Below are 15,656 nucleotides of genomic sequence, written 5' to 3'. Positions count from 1 at the left end.
TTCGGCCAACTGCGCCTGCAGATCGGCCACGGCCGCTTCCAGCTGGGCCACGCGCTCGGCCAGGCCCGGGTCGGCGGCCTCGCTGCCACCGCCGCTGCTGGCGTACTTGGCCGCCAGCGCCGCGCCGTCCACTTCGCCACACAGCAGGTGCATGTAGCGGTCTTCGCGTTGGCCGCTGGCGCGCGGCAGCACCACCAGCAGGGCGCGCTGCTGCAGGCGCTCGATGGCGTGGCGGGCTTCGTCCACGTCGGCGAAGCGGTACAGGCGCTCGCTGCGCGTGACCAGTTCGCCCAGGGTCTGCGGCCCGCGCAGCAGCAGCATCGCCAGCAGCACGGTCTGCTGCCGGGTCAGGTCCAGCGCGGCCTGCAGGCGGTGCTCGTAGCGGTCGGCCCGTGAGGAGAAGTGCTGGCGGGCCAGGCCCATCGTCTCCAGCTGGCGCAGGGCGTGCTGCACGCTGCCGGCATCGACGTTCATCACCGGCTCGCGGGCGGTCTTCTGGTTGGCGGCCGACTGCGCGGCATTGACCGTCAGCGGGTAGGTGTCCGGGGTGGTCGCCTCCTTTTCCACCAGGCAGCCCAGCAGGCGGGCCTGCACGGCGTCGAGCAGGGGAACGTCGGGGGTCTGGGCGGAATCGGTCATGGCGGCCTCCGGAAGGGCAACGGGTCAACCGCCAAGCATAGCCGTCCCGGCGGCGGCTTTGCCGGTAAAATGCGCCGGTATATCTGATTGCCGGTGAACCCATGCGTCGTCCCGTTTCCCTGTCCCTGACCCTGCTCGCCACCGCGGCGCTGGGCCTGTCTGCCTGCAAGCGCGTGGATGCGCCTGCCGCCGAAGCCACTGCCCCGGAGGCCCCGGCCGCCGCTGCCAAGGCGGAGGGTGCGCTTGATGCCACCGCCAACGACAATCTCAATGCCGTGCTGTGGATGCAGCGCGCGCAGGAATACAAAGCGATCACCGAGCAGACCTACCGTGCCGCCGCCGACCACCTGGACGCAGCGCTGAAGGAAGCCCACTGGGACGCACTGGTGCCGGAGGAGCGCGGCAACGAGGCCAAGGGCCTGAAGCCGGCCGTGGTACTGGACGTGGATGAAACCGTGCTGGACAACTCGCCCTACCAGGCGCGCCTGGTGCGCGACGGCAAGGAATACGACGAGCTGACCTGGGACCAGTGGGTGGCCGAGAAGAAGGCCAAGGCCATCCCCGGCGTGGTTGATTTCGCCAAGGCCGCCAACGCCAAGGGCGTGACCCTGCTGTACATCTCCAACCGCGCCGTGCACCTGAAGGACGCGACCCTGGCCAACCTGCGCGAGCAGGGCCTGCCGGTGGCCGACGACAGCGTGTTCCTCGGCCTGGGCACCGTGGTGCCGGGCTGCGAGCAGAACGGCAGCGAGAAGAACTGCCGCCGCCGCCTGGCCGGGCAGCAGTACCGCGTGCTGATGCAGTTCGGCGACCAGCTGGGTGACTTCGTGGAAGTGACCGCCAACACCAACGACGGCCGTGACGCGCTGCTGCAGCAGTACCACGACTGGTTCGGCGAGCGTTGGTGGATGCTGCCGAACCCGACCTACGGCGGCTTTGAGCCGGCGCAGTTCAACAACGACTACAGCCAGTCGCGCCAGGCCCGCCACGACGCCAAGCGCGCCGCGCTGGACTACGCACCGTGAGCCGCGCGCCGCTGCCGCTGCGCGATGACGAGCGCCTGATCTTCGCGCTGGACGTGCCCGACCGCGTGCAGGCACTGGAGTGGGTGGATCGCCTCGGCGACAGCGTGGCGTTCTACAAGATCGGCATGGAGCTGCTGGCCTCGGGCGAGTACTTCCAGGTGCTCGACGAGCTGGCACGACGCGACAAGCGCGTGTTCGTCGACCTGAAGTTCTTCGACATCCCGGCCACCGCTGCGGCGGTGATCAAGCGGTTGTCGCAGTGGCCGGTCAGCTACGCGACCATCCATGGCTGGCATCCGGCAATGATGGAGGCCTGCGCGGCCGCCAACAGCAGCGACATGCGCCTGCTGGCGGTGACCGTGCTGACTTCGATGGGCCGCCCGGACCTGGCGCAGATGGGCATCGACCGCGAGCCGGTGGACGTGGTGGTCGAGCGTGCGCTGGCGGCGCAGGCGGCGGGCATCGATGGCGTGATCGCGTCGGGCCAGGAAGCCGGCCCGATCCGTGCCGCCACCGGCGCCGGGTTCTCGATCGTCTGCCCGGGCATCCGTCCTGGCGGCCCGGTCGGCGATGACCAGAAGCGCACCGTCGCCGTGGCCCAGGCCTTCGCCGATGGCGCCGATGCGATCGTGGTTGGCCGTCCGATACGCCTGGCCACCGATCCGCAGGCCGCGGCACGGGCGATCCAGCAGGAAATCGCGTCGGCTCTGGCTGCACGCTGAGCCTTCGGAATACGCCGGTCACAACGGCACTACGAACGCCATCGCGACCCGTGCGCGATGGCGTTCGCATTTGTGCGGCCGCCACTGACGCAGGCAGCACAAGGCGCGGAAACTGTGCGCGCGTTCGCCCTGTGGGGATCATCACTGCTTCCCAATCGATGCACCGGCACGGACCGCGGCCGCGCCGGTTCCAACCATCGATAGAGGAGTACAGGGATCATGTATCGCAGCACCTCTTTGTTCATCGGCCTGTTGCTGGCCGCGTCCGCCGCACCCGTCATCGCCGCACCGCAGGTGCGCGAGGCACCGCGCATCATCGGCGGCGAAGCCGCCCAACCGGGCGAGTACCCGTTCATGGTCAGCATCCAGGGCGTCTTCGACGGCGACTCGGACCATGACCGCCATTTCTGCGGCGGAACGCTCATTTCACCGTCGTGGGTACTGACCGCCGCGCATTGCCTGCAGGGCGAGAATCCGACCGGCCTGGCGGTGCTGGCCGGCCAGGCCACGCTCTCCACCGAGGCCGCGTCGCGCGCCTCCAACGTCAAGGCGATCCACGTCCACCCGGCATTCAACAGCGGCAACTCGCTGGAGCACGACGTGGCCCTGATCCAGCTCAGCGCGCCGCTGGCCGATGCACAGCCGGTCGCCCTGCGGCTGCGGCCCGATGCAAGCTATCTCAAGCCGGGACGCGAATTCACCGTGATCGGCTGGGGCGACACCGACATCGGCGATGGCCGGGTCTATCCCACCCAGCTGCAGACGGTGCAGGTGCCGTTCGTGCCGTTCAATGAATGCCAGCAGGCCTACGGCGGTGATCTGTCGCGCGGCAAGGTGATCTGTGCCGGCCGCGAGGGCATCGACAGCTGCCAGGGCGATTCCGGCGGTCCGCTGCTGCTGCGACTGCGCGAGGGCTGGACCCAGTTCGGCGTGGTCAGCTGGGGCGAGGGCTGCGCGCTGGCCGGCTATCCCGGCGTTTATGCCCGAATCGCCGAAAAACACGCCGTAGATTTCATTGAGGCTGTCTGGCAGCGTGATTGATTCAATAAAATCAAATAGATATATCGTATTACGTGAAGTGTTGCCTTAACTTGCAGGGCAGCGTAGGATCGCCGCCATCCGGTCCCTGGACCGGACATGTGCCACAACACTGTCCTCCGGCCCCGTGCCGGCTTGAAGAGCCTGTGATCCCCGTGATCCCGGCTCTTTTTTTATGGTTTTCAATCACTTGTATCGCCGTTGGCGGAAACCGTGACGTCCCGGCTTGCCGCTGTCACGTCGCAGGCCGCAAGATGCGGACCGGTCCGGGGAGTCCGAATGCATGAGCGTGGCGGTGCGAGGAAGGTCTGCGCGTGGATGGGGGCTGGCGGCCATGCTGCTGCTGGCCGTGGCGGCGTGCCGCGAGTCTGGCAACGCCCCGGCCAAGCCGGCGGCCGAGCCGGTGGCTGCGGTGCAGGCGATGGCGTTGCGGCTGGCCGAAGACGATCTGGTCGGTTACGCCAGGCTGTCGGTGCCGCCCAGCCAGTACCAGCGCCTGCAGCAGGCCTGGACCGAGGGCCACAGCCAGTGGCCGCTGACCGAGCTGCCGTTGGGTGACCAGCTGCTGCCGATGCTGGCCGCCCTGCGCAAGCCCAATGCCAGCACCGAACTGCAGCGCAGCTTCGACCGCCAGCTGGCCGGCCAGGCCGGTGCGGTGCGCCAGGCCGCACAGTCGATGGGCAACTTCGGCGTGCAGTACCTGCGCCACCAGAAGGGCTACACCCCCGGTCAGCAGGCGCACTACATCGCCCTGGTCGAGACCCTGGCGGTCTGGGCACAGGGTGCACCGATCAGCGACCGCGCCCGTGCGCGCAGCACCATCGCCGCGCTGGTCGGTGCGGCCGGCAAGGTTGGCTTCGATGACGAGGCCGGCCTGCAGGCCGCGGGCATGGAAGGCAGCCTGCAGCAGCTGGCACCGTTCATCCATACCCTCAAGGCCGTGCTGGGCAGCTACGGGCTGGGCGTGGACGAAGCCCTGCGCAGTGTGCGTGGCGAACTGCTGTCGGTGGAAGGTGACAACGCGCTGGTGCGCCTGCACTACGACCTGGCGGGCCGCGAGATGAGCCTGCAGCTGCCGCTGAGCCGGCGCGAGGGCCATTGGTACCTGACCCGCACCCTGGCCGACACCGACGCGCTGCTGCGCAAGGCCGACGCGGCCCGTGCCGACGCGGCGCCGGCCCCGGCCGAAGTCCCCGCCGAGGGCGGGGAAGCGGCAACGCCACCGCCTAAGCCATAATGGCGCCGATGTCGAAACAGAACCCGCTGCCGTTCCCCGGCGAAGAATCCCCGTCGACGCCCGCCGATACGGTGCCGGCGTCCCCCTCGACCGGTACCGGCCCGAACCCGGTACCGCCGCCCGCGCACGCGCGTTCGGCCGGCCGCCGCCCGCTGTGGGCGCGCCTGCTCGGTCGCCTGGTCGAGCCGTGGCTGTCGCTGAAGATCGAACCGGAAGACCCCGGCCAGTACAACGATGGCCGCCCGGTCATGTATGTGCTGGAAGACTACGGCCTGTCGAATGCGCTGATCCTGGACAAGGCCTGCCGCCAGGCCGGGCTGCCGTCGCCGCTGGTGCCGCTGGCCGGTGACCCGACCGGCCGCAAGCGCGCCTACCTGGCGCTGTCGCGACGCAGCTCCAGCAATTCGCTGATCCCCGAGCAGCGTGGCGCCAAGACCCACTCCGATTCGCTGGCCAAGGTGCTGCAGGCACATCGCGTGCGCGATGACCTGGACGTGCACCTGGTGCCGGTGTCGATCTTCGTCGGCCGCGCGCCGGACAAGCAGAGCGGCTGGTTCGCCGTGCTGTTCTCGGAAAACTGGGCACTGGTCGGCCGCTTCCGCCGCCTGTTGGCGGTGCTGCTCAACGGCCGCAGCACCATCGTCCGCTTTGCCCCGCCGATCTCGCTGCGCAGCACCGTGGACGAAGGCCTGGAGCCGGAGCGCACGGTGCGCAAGCTGCAGCGCGTGCTGCGCACCCATTTCCGCCGCATCCGTGAATCGGTGATCGGCCCCGACCTGTCGACCCGGCGCCTGCTGGTCGACCAGGTGCTGGCGGCCGAACCGGTGCGCGAAGCGATCGCCGCACAGGCCAAGCGCGACAATTCGAAGCCGGCCGATGCCTGGAAGAAGGCGCACGCCTACGCCTGGGAAATCGCTGCGGACTATTCCAGCCCGGTGGTGCGTTCGGCCAGCTTCATGCTCAGCCACGTGTGGAACCGCATCTACGCCGGCGTGCTGGTGCATCACCTGGACAAGTTCAAGGCGGCCGCGCCGGGCCACGAAGTGGTGTACGTGCCCAGCCACCGCAGCCACATGGACTACCTGCTGCTGTCCTACCTGCTGTACGACCGTGGCATCGTGCCGCCGCACATCGTGGCCGGCATCAACCTGAACCTGCCCGTGGTCGGCACCCTGCTGCGCAAGGGGGGCGCGTTCTTCATCCGCCGCTCGATCCGTGGCAACGCGCTGTACTCGGCGGTGCTCAGCGAATACGTCGCGCAGCTGGTGGCCGGTGGCTACTCGCTGGAGTACTTCGTCGAAGGCGGCCGCTCGCGTACCGGGCGCCTGCTGCAGCCCAAGGGCGGCATGATCTCGATGACGCTGCGCGCGTTCCTGCGCCAGCCGCGCAAGCCGGTGCTGTTCCAGCCCATCTACATCGGCTACGAGAAACTGATGGAAGGCGGCAGCTACCTGGACGAACTGTCCGGCCGGCCGAAGGAAAAGGAATCGATCTGGTCGCTGCTGTGGGGCATCCCCAAGGTGCTCAAGCAGAACTATGGTCAGGTGGTGGTGAACTTCGGCGAGCCGATCGCGCTGAACGAAGTGCTGGCCGAGAAGGCGCCGGAGTGGAAAGGCGAGGCGGTGTCCGAGGACGAGAAGCCGGCCTGGCTGTCGACCACGGTGGACACGCTGGCCGAGCGCATCCAGGTGCGCATCAACGGTGCCGCCGACGTCAACCCGATCAACCTGCTGGCGCTGGCCCTGCTGTCCACGCCCAAGCATGCAATGGGCGAGGCCGACCTGATCGCGCAGATCGAGCTGTGCAAGACGCTGCTGGTCGAGATGCCGTATTCGGACCGGGTGACGGTGACTCCGCACTCGCCGGAGCGGATCATCGCCCATGCCGAGGAAATCAACGTCCTCACCCGTATCAAGCACCCGCTGGGCGACGTGCTCAGCGTCAGCGGCGATACCGCGGTGCTGCTGAGCTACTTCCGCAACAACGTGGTGCACCTGTTCACCGCCTCCTCGTGGGTGGCCTGCTGCTTCCAGAACAACCGCCGCATGAGCCGTACCGGGCTGGTCCAGCTGGGCCGCACGGTGTACCCGTTCCTGCAGGCCGAGCTGTTCCTGCCGTGGAGCGAGGACGAGTTCGCCCAGCGTATCGACCGGACCATCGATGTGTTCGTGCGCGAAGGCCTGCTGCAGAACGTCAACGATGACGACGGCGGCATCCTGGCGCGCAACACCGGGCAGACCGACGAGGTGTTCCGCCTGCGTGCGATCGGCCATTCGCTGCAGCAGGCGTTCGAGCGCTACTACATCGCCATTTCGGTGCTGGTGAAGAACGGCCCCGGCGTCCTTGGCGCGGCCGAGCTGGAAAGCCTGTGCCAGCAGGCGGCGCAGCGGCTGAGCCTGCTGTATGCACCGGCGGCACCGGAGTTCTTCGACAAGTCCCTGTTCCGCGGCTTCATCCAGAAGCTGCGCGAACTGCGCCTGGTGTGGCCGGACGAGAACAGCAAGCTGCTGTTCGACGAACGCCTGGATGCCTGGGCCAAGGATGCCAAGTTCATCCTGGGCCGTGAGCTGCGCCACACCATCGAGCGGGTCAGCCCGGAAGCGGCACGCCCGGACGAGGCTGCGCCGCAGGATTGAACTGAATCCTTGTGGTGGGTGTGGACCTTGGTCCACACACATTCCAGTCGTGCCAACCAAGGTTGGCACCCACCAGAGCAGCAGGCCAACCAAGGTTGGCACCCACCAGAGCAGCAGGCCAACCAAGGTTGGCACCCACCAGAGCAGCAGGCCAACCAGGGTTGGCCCCCACCCGAGCCCGGCGTCAGGCCGGTTCGTCGGGAATCTGCAGGCTTTCCAGCCTGGCGATGCAGTCCTTCAGCTGCAGCTTGCGACGCTTCAGGCGCTTGGACTCCAGCTCGTCCTCGCCGTTGGCGGCCATGCGGGTGATCTGTTCATCCAGCAGGCGGTGCTCGGCGCGCAGGGCGGCGAGGTGCTCGACGATCTCGGCGGGGCTGTAGGTGTCCACAGCCTCCGAGCATACACAGCGATGATGACTGCCGGGAGAGGGGAGCCCCACGGTCCGGCCGCGGCGGCTCCGAGCCGTTAGAATGGAGCCATGAGTGCCGTGATCTCCCTTCCCGATCCCCCGCCCCGCGCCGCCCGCGATCCGCGCGTGGCCGAGCGCGAGCAGCACAAGCTGGCCAAGCGCCTGCGCCGCCAGGTGGGCGAGGCGATTGCCGACTTCGGCATGATCGAGGCCGGCGACAAGGTCATGGTCTGCCTGTCCGGCGGCAAGGACAGCTACACCCTGCTGGACGTACTGCTGCAGCTGCAGAAGAAGGCGCCGGTGCCGTTCGAGCTGGTGGCGGTGAACCTGGACCAGAAGCAGCCGGACTTCCCCGAGCACGTGCTGCCGGAGTACCTGGCCGGGCTGGGCGTGCCGTACCACATCATCGAGCAGGACACCTATTCGGTGGTCAGCCGGGTCATTCCGGAAGGCAGGACCATGTGTTCGCTGTGCTCGCGCCTGCGTCGTGGCGCGCTGTACAACTACGCCGAGACCCACGGTTTCACCAAGATCGCGCTGGGCCATCACCGCGACGACATGGTGGCCACGTTCTTCATGAACCTGTTCCACCACGCCAAGCTGTCGGGCATGCCGCCGAAGCTGCGCAGCGACGACGGCAGGCACGTGGTGATCCGGCCGCTGGCGTACGTGCGCGAGAGCGACATCGTCGAGTACGCGCAGGCACGCCAGTTCCCGATCATTCCCTGCAACCTGTGCGGCAGCCAGGAGAACCTGCAGCGCCGCCAGGTCGGCCTGATGCTCAGGCAGTGGGAGAAGGACCACCCGGGCCGCATCGAGCAGATCGCGCGTGCCATGGGCGAAGTGCGGCCCTCGCAGCTGGCCGATACCACCCTGTTCGACTTCATGGCGCTGGGCCGTCGCGACGACGCGCCGCTGCCCGACGCCCATGCCTGGCTGGCCGGCTCCCCGGCCGACGCCGACGCAGATCCCGAGACGCCCACCGTTTAAGGTCGGTCGCCCTTCCTCTTTGCCATCCGGAATTCCATGTTCTTTCGCAACCTGACGTTCTTCCGTTTCCCGACCACCACCGATTTTTCCGAAGTCGACACCCTGCTGCCGCACGCCCTGCTGAAGCCGGTCGGCGCGCTGGAAATGAATTCGCGCGGCTTCATCTCGCCGTTCGGCCGCGAGGAGAAGGAACTGCTCTCCCACCGCATCGCCGAACATCTGTGGCTGACCGTGGGCGGTGAGGACAAGATCCTGCCGGCGGCGGTGGTCAACGACCTGCTCGAGCGCAAGCTGGAGGAGATCGAGGAGAAGGAGGGCCGTCGCCCGGGCGGCCGCGAGCGCAAGCGCATGAAGGACGACCTGCTGCATGAACTGCTGCCGCGCGCCTTCGTGAAGTCCTCGCGCAATGACGCCTTCATCGACCTGCAGCACGGTTATGTCGCGGTGGATACCTCCAGCCGCAAGACCGGCGAATACTTCATGTCCGACATCCGCGGCCTGCTCGGCAGCTTCCCGGCGATGCCGCTGAACGCCGAAGTCGCGCCGCGCTCGATCCTGACCGGCTGGATTGCCGGCGAGCCGCTGCCGACCGGGCTGAGCCTGGGCGAAGAGTGCGAGATGAAGGACCCGGTGGAGGGCGGTGCGGTGGTCAAGTGCCAGCACCAGGAACTGCGCTGCGACGAGATCGACAAGCACCTGGACGCCGGCAAGCAGGTGACCAAGCTGGCGCTGATCTTCGAAGACAACCTGTCGTTCGTGATCGGCGACGACCTGATCGTGCGCAAGCTGAAGTTCCTCGACGGTGCCCTGGACCAGCTGGAGCACGCCGACGAAGACGGCCGCCGCGCCGAGTTCGACGCCCGCTTCGCCCTGCAGAGCGCCGAGATCCGCCGCCTGTTCCTGTTGCTGGAAGAAGCCTTCAAGCTCAGCAAGGCTGACTGAACAGGCACTGCGTGGGCCGCCGGTCATCCAGCGGCCCGAAGCGGCGCTATGCTGGCGCCATGAGCCGCCTGTTGCGCCGCCTGATCTCACCCGCTCCGCCCGCCACCGTGCAGCGTGACACCGTCCGCCTGCGCCTGGAGGATGCAGAGATCGAGGTGCTGCGCGTGCGCGATCCGCGCGCACGCCGGATCAAGCTGAGCGTGGACGAGCGTGGCGCACGCTTGACCCTGCCGCCGCGCGCCAGCCTGGTGATGGGCGAGCGGTTCCTGGAACAGCACCGCGACTGGTTGGCGCTGCAGCTGCGCCAGTACCAGGGCCACGGCCTGCCGGCACCGCTGCAGCCGGGCGAAGACGGTGTGCTGCCGTTGCGCGGCGAACTGTTGCCGCTGCGCTGGCAGGAAGGTCGCTATGCGCGCCTGGAGATCGACGAGCACGGCGCCTGCGTGCAATGGCCGAGCCGTGGCGGCGATGCCACCCTGCGCCGCCTGCTGCGCGAGTTCTACGAAGCCCAGACCCGTGCCGACGTCGGCCGCTGGCTGCCGAAGTACCTGCCCTCCCTGCCACGCGCACCCAGCCGCCTGCGGCTGAAGGTGATGTCCTCGCAATGGGGCTCGCTGGCCCCCGACGGCAGCATGGCGCTGGACCTTGCGCTGGTGCTGGGGCGCCCGGAAGCGTTCGAGTACGTGCTGGTGCACGAACTCTGCCACCTGATCCAGCCGAACCACTCACCGGCGTTCTGGCATGAAGTGGAACAACGCTTCCCCGCCTGGCGCGAACAGCGCGACTACTTCCAACTGGAAGGGCGCAGACTGAAGGCCATGCTACGCCAGCTGTTGTAGAGCCGGGCCGATGCTCGGCCAACGCGCGCAGCGCGGGGTTCCAGTCATCACGTTGAAGAGCAGCCGAGCATGGCCCGGCTCTACAGAAGAGCGCGCGACCGGCTCACGGAAACTGTCTGAGGCCGGGCGGGTGAGCCATGCAGGGGCGTTGGCGCCATGGATGGCGCCATCGAGCTTACAGGGACGTACTTGCAGCGTCCCCTGCATGGCTCACCCGCCCGGCCAAGCACGGCTTTGCCTTCAGATACCGCCAGCCACGAGGGGCTCAGCCGTTGGCCGAAACCTCCATCACCCCGCCCGGAGCGCCGCCGCCGTCGCCCAGCGTGCCGCCACCCGCGGCGCGGTAATGCACACCGCCTGGTCGGTCACCGTGGTCACCGCCCGCTCCAGCAGCTGGATGTCCGCCTCGTGCTGGCGCGCCACATGCGGGTCCTCGAAGAAGATCGCGCGCTGGCAGCGGCCTTCCAGTACGCGGTCGGCAATCTGCGCATCGCCGCCCATCGGGCCGCTCTGGTAGCGCGTCACCCAGGGCGTGTCACTGGGCCAGCCGCGGCTCCAGGCCAGTTCATTCAAGCGCTGCCCGGTGGTGCCCGTCGCCACGCGTTCGCCGAATCGCGCCAGTACCGCGAAGTGCTCGTCGGCGAAGGCCAGCATCGCCGGCTTCATCGCATCGTGGGCGATCAGCGCCAACGTATGCCCTTCGAAGCCGTGCAGGTCATCGGCGCCGGCGTCTGCATCCAGGCCCGCATGGATACGCTCCACCTCCACCCAGTCGCGCGCAGTGGCCACGGTCGAAATGAACGGCTTGCCGTGGATCACGCACTGTCGCTTCAGTGCAGTGGCTTCCGGAAACACGGACGACGGATCGACCGGGTCGATCAGATAGATCGCACCATCCAGCGTCCGCTCCGGGCCCATGCCGACCACCTCGGCCACCAGCTTCATCAGGCCGCCTTCGCGTCCGTAGGGATAGCGGTGCAGGCCGTCGTACCCGGCCAGGAATCCCTGCCGCCCGATCGCGTCATGGGTGCGGCCGACCGCGTGCAGCGATACGCCGAGTTCACGCAGTCCGGACTCACTGGCACGCAACCAGCGGAACAGGGCCGCCCGCGCGTCGTGGTGGTGGAGACGGTTGGCAGCCAGGCCGATGCGCATCGAAAGCTCCGCAGGTACGGGTGAAAGCGGCAGTGTATGTCGGCATTCGCCCTGCCGGATGCTTTTGCAACTTTCTTCATTGCCGCCTGCTGACACGCCGCTAGCGTGGCAGGCAGCGGAACCGCTGTGCGGCCGTTTCTCCCGCCGGCGAATGAGGATGCCTGCCGTGAACGTCGTTGGGTTTCCCGCCGCTGCCGTCATGGCATGCCTGCTGCTGCCAGCCACTGCCACTGCCTCTGCCGCACGTTGCGGCTCGCCGCTGCGTATCGCCTGGCCATCCGACCGCGCGCCGTTGTCCGCCAATGTGCATGGACAGGCGAGCGGACCCGGCGCGGACTACCTGGCATTGCTGGCTGCACAGCGCCCGTTGCTGCCGCAGCCGCTGCCGGCCGTCGCGGTGGTCGAGGGCAGGGTGCCCGGCAACATCCAGGCCCTGCTGGGCTGGCCACGTTCGCAGCTGCCCCCGGGCTGGGTGGCCAGTGCCCCCTTCCTGCAGCTGCCGCAGGTGATCGTACGGCGCCGGGATGCGCCGCCGGTGCTGGGAATGGCGGCGCTGCGCGGGCGCACCGTGGCCAGCCCGGACCCCGAGCCGTTGGCCGCGCTGCTGGCCGAACAGGCACCCGGCGCACAGCTGCTTCCCCCGGCACCGCTCGATGACGCGCTCTCGCTGCTGGGCACCGGCCTGGTCGATGCGGTGATCGCCAATCTCGGTGAGGTCGAGGCCGCCCTGCGGCGCTACCGGGGAGATCCACTGGTCATCGCTGCACCGGCCGGCTTCGACGATGCGCTGGTGCTGGCCACGGCACCCGACTGTGCGGGCGTCATCGATGAGTTCGAGCAGGCCGTGTCCAGTTTGAGTGGCGCGCGACGCCAGGCAATGCGTGCGGCCTGGTTGCCGGCGGTGCCGCGAAGCCAGTCGTCACTTTCAGCACTGCACTGGCTGGTGCCGGCCTCGCTGATCCTGCTGGCGCTCGCGCTGGTGTACGCGTTCGGCTATTGGCGCGTGCACCGCGAAAGCGAGCGACGCCGCGTGGCCGCCCAGCGGCTGCAGGAGGTGACCTCGAATCTGCCGGCGGTGGTGTTCCAGGCGCGTCGCTCGGCAGAAGGCCACTACAGCATTCCGCAGATCGCAGGGGATGTACATGCGCTGTTCGGGATCAGCGTCGAGACCGCGCTGATCGATCATCGGCGTCTGCTGGCCGCGGTCCACCCCGACGATCATGCGCGGCTCACAGAAGCGGTCGATGCGGCCGCGCTGGCGCGCGAGCCGATCGATGTCATCTTCCGGACGCAGTCGCCGCAGGGCTGGCGTTGGGTGCATTCGCATGGACGACCGCTGCCGCGTGGTGGCGGCGTCGTCGAGTGGAGTGGTTACTGGATGGATGTCAGCGAAGTGCAGTCGCGCACCCTTGCGCTGGCACAGGCCAGAGGCGAGGCCGAGCAGGTGGCGTTGGCCAAGACCCACTTCCTGGCGACGATGAGCCACGAGATCCGTACGCCGATGAGCACCCTGCTGGGGATGCTGGAACGGTTGGCCGACAGCGACCTGGATGCGCGCCAGCAGCAGGTGCTTGCCACGGTGGGCGATGCGGCGAGGATGCTGCGGCAGATCCTCGACGATGTGCTGCACAGCCAGCGCCTGCAGCCTGCGCCATTGCAGCTGCGGCCGACCGATCTGGCGGCGATGCTGCGGGCAGTGCAGCAGCTGCTGATGCCTGTTGCGGCCAGCCGGGGCCTGCATCTCCGGATCGAGCTCGATCCGGCGTTGCAGGCCGGGTTGCTTGCTGATGGCCTGCGCCTGCGCCAGATCCTGTTCAATCTTGCCGGCAACGCACTGAAGTTCACCGAGCACGGGAGCGTGGACCTGCAGGTGCGGGTGCTGCAGCAGTTGGAGGGTGGCCAGCGGCTGCGCCTGCAGGTGAGCGACAGTGGTGTGGGCATCAGTCCGGAACGGCAGCAGGCGGTGTTCGCCGCCTACACCCAGGCCGAGACGTCGACGACGCGCCGCTTCGGCGGAAGTGGCCTGGGCCTGGCGATCTGCCGCGAACTGGCGGCGTCGATGGGCGCCGAACTGCAGCTGCGCAGCAGGCCCGGCGAGGGCACGACGGTGTGGATGGAGCTGGACCTGGCGGCCTGCGAGCAGCCTGCGGAGGCATCACCGCCGCCGGCCGCAGCGGTGCCGGCGCTGCCGCCCGCCTGGGTGCTGGTCGCCGAAGACCATCCCACCAACCTGCACCTGCTGGAGCAGCGCCTGCGCGGCCTGGGGCTGCATGTGCATGCCTGCACGGATGGTCGCAGGGCCCTCGAGGCCTGGCAGGCGTGGCCGTTCGATCTGGTGATCACCGACTGCCACATGCCTGACATGGACGGATTCACGCTGGCGCGCGCGATCCGCGCCGATGCCTGTGCAGCCCGTGCGCGGGTTCCGATCATCGCGCTCACCGCCAGCGTGCTGGACAGGACACGCGAGGCCTGCCGCGACGCCGGCATCGAGCATTTCCTGGCCAAGCCGGTGGAAGCGCCGTCGCTGCACGCGCTGCTGGCCGTACTGCTGGTACCGGACTCAGCCCGCCAGTAGGCGCACGATGCTGGCGGCAGCGTCGCGGCCTTCGGCCACGGCGGTCACCACCAGGTCGGCGCCACGCACCGCATCGCCGCCGGCGAACAGGCGTGGATGCGCGGTCTGGAACGGCAGGCGGTCCTTGCCACCGGCCACGATGCGGCCGTTCGACCGGCCTTCCACGCCGTGCTCGGACAACCACGCCGGCAGCGTCGGCGAGAAACCGAACGCGATGATCACCACGTCCGCTTCCAGCAGCGATTCGCTGCCCTCGATCGGCACGGCGTTCTGGCGGCCGTTGGCATCGGGCTCGCCCAGCCGGGTCTCGACCACGGTCACGCCGATCACCTCGTCATCGGCGCCGGCTTCGATCGACAGCGGCTGGCGGTTGAACAGGAAGCGCACGCCCTCCTCGCGCGCGTTGGCCACTTCGCGCGCGCTGCCGGGCATGTTGGCCTCGTCGCGGCGGTAGGCGCAGGTGACCTTGGCCGCGCCCAGCCGCACCGCGCTGCGCACGCAGTCCATGCCGGTATCGCCGCCGCCGAGCACCACCACGCGCTTGCCGTTCAGATCGGGCAGGGCGATGGTGTCCTCCCAGCCGGCAATCGGCCGGCCCTTCGGATCATCGCCGCCGACGATGCGGCTGTTCTGCACCAGGAACGGCAGCGCCGGCAGCACGCCCTTCAGGTCCTGGCCGTCCAGGCCGCCATCGGTGTAGCGGTAGGCCCCGGTGCCGACGAACACCGCATCGTGGCTGTCCAGCAGCTGCTGCACACTGACATCGCGGCCGATCTCCACGCCCAGGCGGAACTGCACGCCCATGCCCTCCAGTACTTCGCGGCGGCGGTGGACCACCTCCTTGTCCAGCTTGAAGCTGGGAATGCCGAACTGCAGCAGGCCGCCGATCTGTTCGTAGCGGTCGTAGACCACGGCGGTGATGCCGGCGCGCGCCAGGCGGTCGGCACAGGCCAGGCCGGCCGGGCCGGCACCGATCACCGCAACACTCTGGCCGGTGGGCTGCACCGCGCCCAGGTCGGGGCGCCAGCCGCTGGCCAGGGCGGTATCGACGATGTACTTCTCCACCGCGCCGATGGTCACCGCGCCGAATTCCTCCAGCGTGCAGCTGCCTTCGCACAGGCGGTCCTGCGGGCAGACGCGGCCGCACACTTCCGGCAGCGGGTTGGTGCTGTGGCACAGCGTGGCCGCTTCGTGGATGCGGTTCTCCTGCACCAGCTGCAGCCACTGCGGGATGGCGTTGTGCACGGGGCACTTCCAGCTGCAGTACGGGTTGCCGCAGTCCAGGCAGCGTCCGGCCTGGTACTGGGCGTCTTCCTTGCCGAACTTGCCGTACAGCTCACCCCAGTCGCCGGAGGTGCGCAGTTCGACCGGGATGCGCTGCGGCATGGTGCGGGGTAGGTCGAGGAACTGGAAGGCGTGCTTGCGGCTCATGGCGGGCTCTGGAAT

At 68.6% G+C, this 15,656-nt stretch carries 13 protein-coding genes; 9 read left to right on the top strand and 4 right to left on the bottom strand.

Going from position 1 to position 15,656, the window contains the following annotated elements:
* On the bottom strand, positions 1 to 639 hold a 639-nt coding region (locus N7590_RS14225), incomplete at its 3' end, for a DUF480 domain-containing protein (RefSeq protein ID WP_279935667.1).
* A gap of 101 nt (positions 640 to 740) precedes the next feature.
* Here N7590_RS14225 and N7590_RS14220 point away from each other — a divergent pair.
* From N7590_RS14220 to plsB, 5 genes are all read left to right on the top strand, one after another.
* Positions 741 to 1,664: a 5'-nucleotidase, lipoprotein e(P4) family gene (locus tag N7590_RS14220; protein ID WP_053448397.1), complete on the top strand. Its 924-nt coding sequence runs from the start codon at positions 741 to 743 to the stop codon at positions 1,662 to 1,664.
* A complete protein-coding gene (pyrF, locus tag N7590_RS14215; RefSeq protein ID WP_164241516.1) occupies positions 1,661 to 2,386 on the top strand; it encodes an orotidine-5'-phosphate decarboxylase in 726 nt (241 codons plus the stop codon). Before N7590_RS14220 ends, pyrF begins: the two co-directional genes overlap by 4 nt.
* A 219-nt stretch (positions 2,387 to 2,605) precedes the next feature.
* Positions 2,606 to 3,427: a serine protease gene (locus N7590_RS14210; protein ID WP_164241517.1), complete on the top strand. Its 822-nt coding sequence runs from the start codon at positions 2,606 to 2,608 to the stop codon at positions 3,425 to 3,427.
* A 280-nt stretch (positions 3,428 to 3,707) separates the two neighbouring features.
* Positions 3,708 to 4,661 carry a hypothetical protein gene (locus N7590_RS14205; RefSeq protein WP_164087305.1) on the top strand — a complete coding sequence of 318 codons (954 nt, stop codon included), beginning with the start codon at positions 3,708 to 3,710 and terminating at the stop codon, positions 4,659 to 4,661.
* Entirely contained in the window at positions 4,661 to 7,297 is a 2,637-nt protein-coding gene (plsB, locus tag N7590_RS14200; protein ID WP_053511295.1) for a glycerol-3-phosphate 1-O-acyltransferase PlsB, read from the top strand. Before N7590_RS14205 ends, plsB begins: the two co-directional genes overlap by 1 nt.
* A 184-nt stretch (positions 7,298 to 7,481) precedes the next feature.
* On the opposite strand, the gene N7590_RS14195 is transcribed toward plsB, so the two are convergent.
* Entirely contained in the window at positions 7,482 to 7,685 is a 204-nt protein-coding gene (locus tag N7590_RS14195) for a YdcH family protein (RefSeq protein ID WP_004153435.1), read from the bottom strand.
* A 90-nt stretch (positions 7,686 to 7,775) separates the two neighbouring features.
* On the opposite strand from N7590_RS14195, the gene ttcA reads away from it, so the two are divergent.
* From ttcA to N7590_RS14180, 3 genes are read left to right on the top strand one after another with little or no spacing between them, the layout of a single operon-like run.
* Complete coding sequence (gene ttcA / locus N7590_RS14190) at positions 7,776 to 8,696, top strand: tRNA 2-thiocytidine(32) synthetase TtcA (RefSeq protein WP_164241518.1); 921 nt, start codon at positions 7,776 to 7,778, stop codon at positions 8,694 to 8,696.
* Positions 8,697 to 8,732: 36 nt separating this feature from the next.
* Positions 8,733 to 9,638: a recombination-associated protein RdgC gene (locus N7590_RS14185; RefSeq protein ID WP_005411825.1), complete on the top strand. Its 906-nt coding sequence runs from the start codon at positions 8,733 to 8,735 to the stop codon at positions 9,636 to 9,638.
* A gap of 59 nt (positions 9,639 to 9,697) precedes the next feature.
* Positions 9,698 to 10,477, top strand: a complete 780-nt coding sequence (locus N7590_RS14180; RefSeq protein ID WP_053511297.1) for a SprT family zinc-dependent metalloprotease — start codon at positions 9,698 to 9,700, stop codon at positions 10,475 to 10,477.
* 288 nt (positions 10,478 to 10,765) lie between these two features.
* Here the strand turns inward: N7590_RS14180 and N7590_RS14175 are convergent, their stop codons facing one another.
* A complete protein-coding gene (locus tag N7590_RS14175) occupies positions 10,766 to 11,632 on the bottom strand; it encodes a methylglyoxal synthase (RefSeq protein ID WP_053509524.1) in 867 nt (288 codons plus the stop codon).
* Positions 11,633 to 11,789: 157 nt separating this feature from the next.
* On the opposite strand from N7590_RS14175, the gene N7590_RS14170 reads away from it, so the two are divergent.
* The gene (locus tag N7590_RS14170; RefSeq protein WP_204275106.1) at positions 11,790 to 14,210 is read left to right on the top strand and encodes an ATP-binding protein; all 2,421 of its coding nucleotides are present in this window, start codon (positions 11,790 to 11,792) and stop codon (positions 14,208 to 14,210) included.
* On the opposite strand, the gene N7590_RS14165 is transcribed toward N7590_RS14170, so the two are convergent.
* Entirely contained in the window at positions 14,196 to 15,641 is a 1,446-nt protein-coding gene (locus N7590_RS14165) for an FAD-dependent oxidoreductase (RefSeq protein ID WP_164241520.1), read from the bottom strand. The two genes, N7590_RS14170 and N7590_RS14165, sit on opposite strands and share 15 nt — an antisense overlap.
* Between the last annotated feature and the right edge of the window lie 15 nt (positions 15,642 to 15,656).

Origin of the sequence: Stenotrophomonas sp. GD04024 (assembly GCF_029837545.1) — a bacterium.
Taxonomy (GTDB): domain Bacteria; phylum Pseudomonadota; class Gammaproteobacteria; order Xanthomonadales; family Xanthomonadaceae; genus Stenotrophomonas; species Stenotrophomonas forensis.
The sequence above is the reverse complement of the archived record's forward strand: the minus strand, read 5'-3'. Positions and strand labels throughout refer to the sequence as shown.

What these genes read in the sequence shown, in the direction of transcription:
- N7590_RS14220 (WP_053448397.1), top strand. Translation starts at nt 741, where the DNA reads ATGCGTCGTCCCGTTTCCCTGTCCCTGACCCTGCTCGCCACCGCGGCG.
- N7590_RS14210 (WP_164241517.1), top strand. Translation starts at nt 2,606, where the DNA reads ATGTATCGCAGCACCTCTTTGTTCATCGGCCTGTTGCTGGCCGCGTCC.
- N7590_RS14205 (WP_164087305.1), top strand. Translation starts at nt 3,708, where the DNA reads ATGAGCGTGGCGGTGCGAGGAAGGTCTGCGCGTGGATGGGGGCTGGCG.
- plsB (WP_053511295.1), top strand. Translation starts at nt 4,661, where the DNA reads ATGGCGCCGATGTCGAAACAGAACCCGCTGCCGTTCCCCGGCGAAGAA.
- ttcA (WP_164241518.1), top strand. Translation starts at nt 7,776, where the DNA reads ATGAGTGCCGTGATCTCCCTTCCCGATCCCCCGCCCCGCGCCGCCCGC.
- N7590_RS14185 (WP_005411825.1), top strand. Translation starts at nt 8,733, where the DNA reads ATGTTCTTTCGCAACCTGACGTTCTTCCGTTTCCCGACCACCACCGAT.
- N7590_RS14180 (WP_053511297.1), top strand. Translation starts at nt 9,698, where the DNA reads ATGAGCCGCCTGTTGCGCCGCCTGATCTCACCCGCTCCGCCCGCCACC.
- N7590_RS14175 (WP_053509524.1), bottom strand. Translation starts at nt 11,632, where the DNA reads ATGCGCATCGGCCTGGCTGCCAACCGTCTCCACCACCACGACGCGCGG.
- N7590_RS14170 (WP_204275106.1), top strand. Translation starts at nt 11,790, where the DNA reads ATGCCTGCCGTGAACGTCGTTGGGTTTCCCGCCGCTGCCGTCATGGCA.
- N7590_RS14165 (WP_164241520.1), bottom strand. Translation starts at nt 15,641, where the DNA reads ATGAGCCGCAAGCACGCCTTCCAGTTCCTCGACCTACCCCGCACCATG.